An 8,915-nucleotide genomic window follows, 5' to 3' on the forward strand; every position below is an offset into this window, starting at 1 on the left:
CGTTCCTCCAGAGTGGGTTGGTGATGTCATCGGGTGCGCTCGCGCAGAGTGAGGGCGAGCCGCGTCAGGTGCCCGGCGAGTGCTGCGGGAAGTCCGGCGTGAGCGAGACGGATTCCGTGCTCGAGATGTTTGTCGACCGTTTCGCGTACCGAGTCGCGCGCACCTGTCCGAACGACGATCTCGCGCACGGCCTCAACGTCGTTCTCGGTCGCGTCCCCGAATCCGAGCAGCCGATCCAGCACAGCCCTGTCTGGCGCACCGGCACGGGAGTAGGCCTCGCGAATATGCTCGGTGCGCTTCCCTCGCTGCACATCGGAGAGCACCGACTTGCCGGTGTGCGCGGCCGACCCGAACAGTCCAAGGTCATCGTCGACGAGCTGGTAGGCGATGCCAAAGGCGATTCCGATGCGATGCAGTCCGTCGAGCACCGACTCCGACGTGACACCGGCCGCGATCGCGCCCATCCGCAGGGGCAGGGCGACGCTGTAGCCGGCCGTCTTGAGTTCGGCGACACGAAGCGGCTCGGCTTGAACGGGCGGAATCACCTCTGACCGCACATCGATCAGCTCGCCGGCGATTGTGCGCTCGAGGGCGGATGTGGTCTCCGTCGCCAGTCGCTGGCGCACATGATCGAGAGCCGGGACAGAGAGCAGGGCGCGGATCGCGGCATTCAATGCGAGGTCGCCGGCGAGCAGGCCGGCTGCCATCGCCTGTCGCTCCGCTACATCGGCGGCGAGTCCGGAGGCGAGTCCGACGTCCGTGACCCGAGCGATGAGGTTGGCCGTCCCGTGACGCATCCGGTCGCCATCGAGGAGATCGTCGTGCAGGCAGAGGCCGATATGGAGCAGCTGCTGTGCGCCCGCCACCTCGCCGAGAATGTCCAGGTCGGTTCCGCCCATTCCGAGGAAGGCGGCGGCAACGAGTCGGGGGCGCAGGTATTTGCCGCCATCGGAGGACTCCAGGGCATCGATCAGCTCGCTCATGGCCGGCCCGAGGTCCGCGCATCGTGCGCGAACGTGCTGCCATCGCTCGGCCGTTACACGTGGCGCGGTTCCCGCAAAGGCTTCGATCGCGGATTCGAGCTGCGTGACCCCGCAATCGTCGGGAGTCTTGTCGCGCGCATCCGCAGACCGCACTGGAGGCGCCTCTGTCAGGCGCGTCATCGCTGAGGGCTTGATCGCAACAAACCGGAGTTCTCAGGTCGGTGTCGGCTGAGCGCGGCCCCACGGTTGTGGGATGCATGACGTGAGGGATCACTCGTCTGGCGTCCGCCCGTTCGACGGACAGAATTGGATCGCAACCTCATGATGCTCCTTGTCGACATTGACAGGTGAGTGACTCTATGACGGGCCCTCGCCGCCGAGCGTCGTGCATGCGCACCACATTACTTATGTCGTGCTACATATTAAAGATAAACCTAAGTGGGCATAAGCATTGTGTCAACTGTCATAAGAGCGTGAATTGACGATAGAAGGGGCCCCCGGATGGGGCTAGGGAGCATGCTTCGAAGGTGAGGGGAGTTCGGGGGTGGAGACTTTCATGGGCCGCGAGGAGTTCGACGAGAGGCGTTTCGACGTACTCTGCGTTCGCCGCGCGTGGTGTCGAGGTTGCACTCAGACGGTCTGCCAGAGCAGGACTTTAATGCGTCTCGAAATCGGCTTACGCCTGCATTCAACGCAAGTTTTGCTTGATTAAGAACGAAACTCGCCATACGATCAACCGAACCACCAGATTGAGTCTGGTCAGCGTTGACGGGGCCGTTGCAGCACTTCCGGGCGATGTCGCCATAAATGAAACGTGTCAAAGACCCCGGGTCATTCCGGCTGCGCCGGCTCGGCGCACCGTATCCAAGGAGCACAGACGTTGAACACTGCTGTCCAACCCTCTCGGCCATGGAGGTCGCGATTCATGGCGACCGTCGCAGCCTTCGGCATGGTCGCCACCGGCGTCCTGACCGCGGCGACGCCGGCCCTGGCGGCCACGCCATCCGCATCCACGGCACTCTCGCCCATTTCAACCGCTCAGATCGTGCCGCTGGCCGATCCGGGTGTACCCCCGAATTTCAAGGCTCTCGTCTTTTCGAAGACGGCCGGCTTTCGCCACACCTCCATCGAAGTGGGGACCGCTGCGATCAAGCAGTTGGGAATCGACAACGGCTTCAGTGTTGATTCCACCGAAGACGCGACCGCATTCACCGAGGCCAACCTCGCCCAATACGACGTCGTCATCTGGCTGTCGACGACCGGGGACGTACTCGACGCCTCCCAGCAGACCGCATTCGAGCACTACATCGAAGGCGGCGGAGGCTACGCAGGCATTCACGCGGCAGCCGACACCGAATATGACTGGCCCTGGTACGCCGACCTCGTCGGCGCCCAGTTCTCAAACCACCCGTCCAACCAGAACGCGACGATCAAGGTCGAAGACCGGGCTCACCCGTCGACCGCCTTCCTCGACGAGACCTGGAATCGCTACGACGAGTGGTACGCGTACCGCGAGAATCCGCGCACCAAAGTGCATGTCTTGGCGAGCATCGACGAGAAGAGTTACTCGGGCGGAACGATGGGCGTCGATCACCCCATCGCCTGGTGCCAGAACTATGACGGTGGACGCTCCTGGTACACCGGCGGCGGCCACGTCGACGAGAACTACGCCGACCCGCAGTTCCTTGAGCACATTCTCGGCGGCATCCGCACGGCCTCGGGCGACCAGGCCGCCGACTGTTCTGCCACCGACGAGGGCAGCTTCGACATGGTTGCGTTGGACGCCAACACGAGCAACCCGATGATGCTCGACATCGCCCCGAACGGTGACGTGTTCTATGCGGAGCGTGATGGACGAGTCATGCGCATCGACACCGCGACCACGACCACCTCGACTGCTCTCACGTTGAACGTCTTCACGGCGAACGAAGACGGCTTGCAGGGCCTGGTGCTCGACCCCGATTTCGCGACGAACAACTGGGTCTACGTCTACTGGTCGCCGGCGAACGTCGAGTCCTACGGGCCGCACAATAAGCTCTCACGGTTCACCTATGACCCCACGACGAAGACCATTCTGACGGCGACGGAGAAATCAATTCTGCGGGTGCCGGTGCAGCGCGACAACTGCTGCCACGTCGGCGGCGACATGGTGTTCGACAACCAGGGAAATCTCATCCTGGTGACCGGTGACAACACCAACCCATTCGATTCGAGCGGATACGTTCCCATCGACGAGCGTGCCGGTCGCTCTGACTTCGACGCTCAGAAGTCCTCGGCCAACACCAATGACCTTCGCGGCAAGGTGCTGCGCATCACCCCTCACGACGACGGAACCTACTCGGTGCCGGCCGGCAACCTGTTCGACGAAGCCGCCGACGCTGCCAACAAGACCAAGCCCGAGATTTACGCGATGGGCTTCCGCAACCCGTTCCGCATCGGAATCGATGAGGAGACCAACGCGCTCTACGTCGCCGACTACGGCCCCGATGCGGGCAGCGCAAGCGCCACCCGCGGCCCCGGTGGCACCGTGGAGTGGAACATCATCAAGAAACCCGGCAACTACGGATGGCCGTACTGTGCCGGAATCAAGTGCTACAACGATTACAACTTCGCCAACGAGGTCTCCGGTGCCAAGTTCGATCCGAAGGCATTGGTCAACAACAGCCCGAACAACACTGGCCTGACCGCTCTTCCTCCGATGGTCGGCGCCGACTGGTGGACGGAAAACGGCACCACTCCGATCTACTCCGAAATCGGTTTGAGCGGGGCGCCCATGGCCGGACCGGTCTACCACTACGACAAGGATCTCGACTCCGATGTGAAGTGGCCAGAGTACTGGGATGGCAAGGTTCTGTTCGGTGAATGGAACCAGGGCAAGATGTACTCGTTCCAACTCGACGACGCCAGCTCCAGCACAATCTTCAAGGTGAACCGCGCGCTGCCGGGCATCTTCGACCCGGCCGCGGGCTTCAACCGCATGATGGACTTCGACTTCGGTCCGGATGGTTCGCTCTACGCCATCGACTGGGGCTCCGGTTTCGGCGGCAACAACGCCGACTCGGGAATCTACAAGGTCAACTACAACGGCGGAAACCCGGCGCCGATCGCTCGCGCCGCCGCCGATGTGACAAACGGTCCAGCGCCGCTGACCGTCAACTTCAGTTCCGAAGGAACGCGCCACCCGACCAGCAACAGAATCAAGCTGGAGTGGAACTTCGGCGACGGTAGTCCGATCGTCACCGAAGCGAACCCGACCCACACCTACGCCGATAACGGGCAGTACACCGCCCAGCTGACGGTCACAGAAGAGGAAGACGGGCAGTTTGCCGTCGCCAACGTGGTCGTCGTGGTCGGCAACGAGATTCCCGTCGTCTCAATCGAGTTCCCCGACAACGGCGGATTCTTCGAGTGGGGCGACCAGGTCGCCTACAAAGTCAACGTCTCAGACCCCGACGGCACTTTCGATTGCGCGAAGGTCTCACTTCACCCAGCCCTCGGCCACGACGCTCACGCCCACCCGATGGAAGCCCTCCAGGGCTGTGAGGGTGTGCTGCAGACGAGTCGCGACGATGGTCATGGCGCCGACGCGAACATCTTCTGGGTGATTGACGCACGGTACACGGATGACGGCGGTGCGGCAGGCGTGCCGCTGACCGGTTACGGTCTCGGCGTCTTGCAGCCGAAGCGCATGCAGTCTGAGTTCTTCACCTCGACTGGCCGCATCGGTGGCACGGGCGGCGGCGACGACGGCGTGCGGCTCGAGAACAGTGCCGATGTGCAAGGTGGCGGCAGAAACGTTGCTTTTGTCGAACCGAACGACTGGTGGGCACACGAACCGGTGAGCCTGAAGAACGTTGACTCGATCAGCCTGCGTGCGGCTACCGAGAACGCAGCCGGCGCCAAGCTCTCCGTTCGGTGGGGCTCTCCGACCGGCACCGAACTCGGACAGGTCACTGTGCCGAACACAGGCGGATGGCAGACGTACGGCGACTTCCCGCTGGACATCCCAGCGGATGCGCCGACCGGATCGGGCGGACTGTACTTCGTGCTGCTCTCCGGCGGGATCAATGTCAACTGGATCTCGATCAACGGAAAGGGCGTCACCGACAACGTGCGCCCCGAACTCGCTGTCACGTATGACAAAGTCACCGGTGGCGCACCTCTCACGGTCGTTGCAGCGTCGGTCTCAACCGACCCTGACGGCGACTCCGCGAAGATCGTGACGACCTGGAATCAGGGCACGGGGGCCGGCTTCGTCGTCGGCGGGGTCGGCGAGGAGTTCGTCTACACCGAGCCGGGAACATACCTGTTGACGGTTCGCGCAACAGATGAGCGTGGCGCCTACGCCGAGAAGAAGCAGACGATCACGGTCGTCGACGCGGCTCCGGCCATGTGTTTCGCGGGTCGTTCCGACGACTTCACGGGCACCGCACTTGACGAGGACCGCTGGGACACCATCATCCGTCGTGACCAGACCCTGGTCGTGAAGGACGGAAACCTGGTGATTCCGGTTTCGAAGACCGACATCAACGGAACAGCCAACGCGGGGGCCAAAAACATCGTGTTGCAGGATCTTCCGGCTGGCGCCTGGGAAGCGACCACCAAGGTTGCGGTGCCCCTGCGAGCGGGCTACCAGCAGGCTGGTCTGATCGTCTACGGCAACGATGACAACTACGCCAAGATGGTGTTCATCGCTAGAAATGCGACGGGTGAGTCAAAGAATGACCGCTACTTCCAGTACATCAGGGAAGAGGCAGGCAACTCGAAGGAAGTCGCCGCGTCGAACACTGCAACGCTGAGCCCGGAGTTTCCGGACACGGCCTACCTCCGGCTGACAAGTGACGGCACGAACCTCAACGCGTCGTACTCGGCTGACGGTGTCATCTTCACTGCAATGCCAGAAACGAAGCAGCTGGCCGGCATCACGAACCCGAAGATCGGTCTCTTCGCAGTAGCCGGAACCGGTTCGACGCCTGCCGTGATCAACGCTGGGTTCGACTGGTTCACCATCACGCCCGACGACACGGCCGGTGCGGCTGGGCCGAACGACGAGTTCGACGGCACACGCCTCGACGACTGCCGGTGGAGCGTGCTGAACGAAAACCGGGCGGGTTACCGCGTCGCCGACGGACAGCTGGCCATCGACACGACGCCGACGGATATCTACGCGACCGCGAATTCTGCGGTGCCGAACATCATCGTGCAGCCTCAGCCCGCCGACGACTGGACTGTTGAGACAAAGGTGGACGCCTCGACGTTTGACCGGAAGTACCACCAGGGTGGCATCATCCTGTACGGAGACCAGGACAACTACGTCAAACTCAACACCATGACGTCGAACGACGCGGGTTCTGGCATCACGCGAGTGATCGAACTGCGCAGCGAGATCGGAGGCGTCGTTCAACAACCGCAGCCGAAGGCGACGGGCGCCGGAGGCAGCTACTGGCTGCGACTGAGCAAGGCCGGCACCACCTTCACTGGTTCCTTCAGCGAAGACGGCGTGAGCTGGACAACCCTCGATGCGACGGTGGCCAACCCGGGTCTGAACGCAGCTCAGCTCGGTCTATTCGCACTCGGTGCAGAGCAGACGCAGGCGACAACGGCGAAGTTCGATCACTTCCGGGTGATCGAGGCTCCGCTCGTCGCGTCGGGTGTGCTCTCGCCGGGTGCCCCCACTGGCGCGAACGGCTGGTACACGAACGATGTGTCGCTGACCGTCGCTGCTGAGGGCAGCAGCGGCACCGTCTATCGCGAGTACAAGCTCGACAACGCCGCCAACTGGTTCGAATACACCTCCCCGGTGATCGTTCAGACCGACGGCAACCACTCGATCGCGTACCGCGCTTCGGCACAGGGAGTCACCACCGACCCGCAGACGGTGTCGTTCAAGATCGACAAGACGGCGCCTGTGCCGGTGGCGACCCTTGCGGTCGACCCGAGTGACGCCGCGCTGCGCACCGTCGCCATCACTGCGACGGATGCGACGAGCGGTCTGGCTTCGATCGAGTACAGCGTCGACGGCGGTGGCTGGACGACATACTCAGGTGCGGTTGCGGTTACGGCCAGCGCGCAGACGGTGACGTACCGGGCACAGGATGCGGCGGGCAACTCGTCAGCCGAGTCCACGCTCCAGGTTCCCGAGGTCAGCGAGCCCGAAACACCAGTTCTGACCGTGACGGGCACACTATCGCCCGCCGCACCGAACGGCGCCAACGGCTGGTACACGACCTCGGTCGATGTCTCAGCGACGGGAACATCGACGGTCGACGGCGACGTCACCGTTGAATACTCGACCGACGGCACCGCGTTCACGACGCTGACGGACACATTTACCGTTTCGACGGAGGGCGCGAGCTCGGTGTGGGCGCGTGCGAAGGATGCCGACGGCAACACGTCTGAGTCCACGCGTTTCGATCTGAAGATCGACACGGTCGTTCCGACCGCGACCGCTGCCCTCTCCGACGCTCGGGTGATCACTCTGGAGGCGGCCGACGTGACGAGCGCCATTGCTCGCATCGAGTACCGACTCTCGACGGATGCCGCTGATGCGGGTTGGCGCGTGTACTCGGGAGGCTTCACGGCCTCCGATGCGGCGCTCACTGTGAGCTATCGTGCAGTCGACACCGCGGGCAACGCCAGTGAGACCGGCACTCTCAAGGTCAAGGCTGCTCCCACCACACCGGCGACACCGGCGATCGTTGTCGACGACACCACAGTCGTCGTCGGCGGACTCGTCACGGTGACGGGCACCGGCTTCACTCCCGGTGACGACGTTGAGATCTGGTTCTACTCAGATCCGCAGCTGATCACCTCGGTGAAAGTGAACGAGAAGAGCGGCTTCACGAGCACCGTCCGGGTGCCCGCGACAGCCGACCCGGGCAAGCACCATGTGCGGGCGCTCATCAAGGGCAAGGTCGTGGCCTCTAGTCAGGAGATCACGGTCTCGGCTGCTCCGGTCGATCCAGATCCCACGCCAACGCCAACGCCAACGCCAACGCCCACGCCCACGCCAATTCCAGATCCCGGAAACGGAAACGGAAACGGAAACGGAAACGGAAACGGAAACGGAAACGGAAACGGTCCGGCCACCACGCCGGGCGGTTCACTGGCCGAGACCGGCGCCGACGGCTGGCAGAGCATGATCCCGCTTGCGCTCATCCTGCTCTTCGCCGGACTCGGCGGGGTGCTCGTCACGAAGCGTCGCCGCGAGGTTGCTTCCGCGAGCTAACCCGCAGGACCACAACTGAAAAGAAGTGACACATCGTTCTCCCCGGGGCCGGCACAGCCCCGGGGAGAACCCTTATCGAAAGGCCTTCACCATGGCAGCTGTCACCGGCCGAGCATCCCGCCTCGTCGTCGTTCTGTTTGCGTCCCTCTGTATCGTGCTGGGGCTCCTCGCGAGCGCACCCTCCGCGAGCGCCCACGGCGGCACGTATGAACTGTCTGTCTCACCGGATGGCGCTGGTGGGCTAACGGTGCTGGGTCATTACGGCGAAGACCAGCATGTGGTGGAGGAGATCATGGACCCGATTGCGACGGCTACCTCGGCCGACGGGCGCACGGCCGGTCCGGTTTCGCTCGTGTCATCGTCGGAGGGCCAGGGCGTGTGGGTGACCGCTGAGCCCTTCATCCCTGTCGGCGACTGGACCGTGACCGTCTCGACCACCGTGCCGAGTGCCGTCTCGGTCACGGCCGAGGTGACGGTCGCCGAGCCTGCGGCGCCGGTTGAGGCGAAACCGGTTGCGAACCCAAAGACAGCAGCGCCCGGTGTGACGACGTGGCTGTGGTTTATCGCCGGGGCCGTGGCAATTGGTGTGGCCGTGCTGTGGCTCGTGCTGGCACGGGCGAAGCGCCAACGCGCATGAGGCGTTGATTGCGGAACCCAGGCCGGATGCACGGACATACGCGCGCTGTGGTCGCCGTTTAGTCGAT

The 8,915-nt window shown here is 63.5% G+C and carries 3 protein-coding genes; 2 read left to right on the top strand and 1 reads right to left on the bottom strand.

The window, feature by feature from the left end:
- Positions 1-26: 26 nt before the first annotated feature.
- Positions 27-983 (bottom strand): polyprenyl synthetase family protein, encoded by a 957-nt coding sequence (locus ABD791_RS14805; RefSeq protein ID WP_345068108.1) that lies wholly within the window; start codon positions 981-983, stop codon positions 27-29.
- 925 nt (positions 984-1,908) lie between these two features.
- Between ABD791_RS14805 and ABD791_RS14810 the strand changes: the two genes are divergently transcribed.
- Entirely contained in the window at positions 1,909-8,211 is a 6,303-nt protein-coding gene (locus ABD791_RS14810) for a ThuA domain-containing protein (protein WP_345068110.1), read from the top strand.
- Positions 8,212-8,302: 91 nt separating this feature from the next.
- Complete coding sequence (locus ABD791_RS14815) at positions 8,303-8,848, top strand: hypothetical protein (RefSeq protein WP_345068112.1); 546 nt, start codon at positions 8,303-8,305, stop codon at positions 8,846-8,848.
- Positions 8,849-8,915 lie beyond the last annotated feature (67 nt).

Source organism: Glaciibacter kafniensis (assembly GCF_039538945.1).
GTDB classification, from domain to species: Bacteria; Actinomycetota; Actinomycetes; order Actinomycetales; family Microbacteriaceae; genus Cryobacterium; species Cryobacterium kafniensis.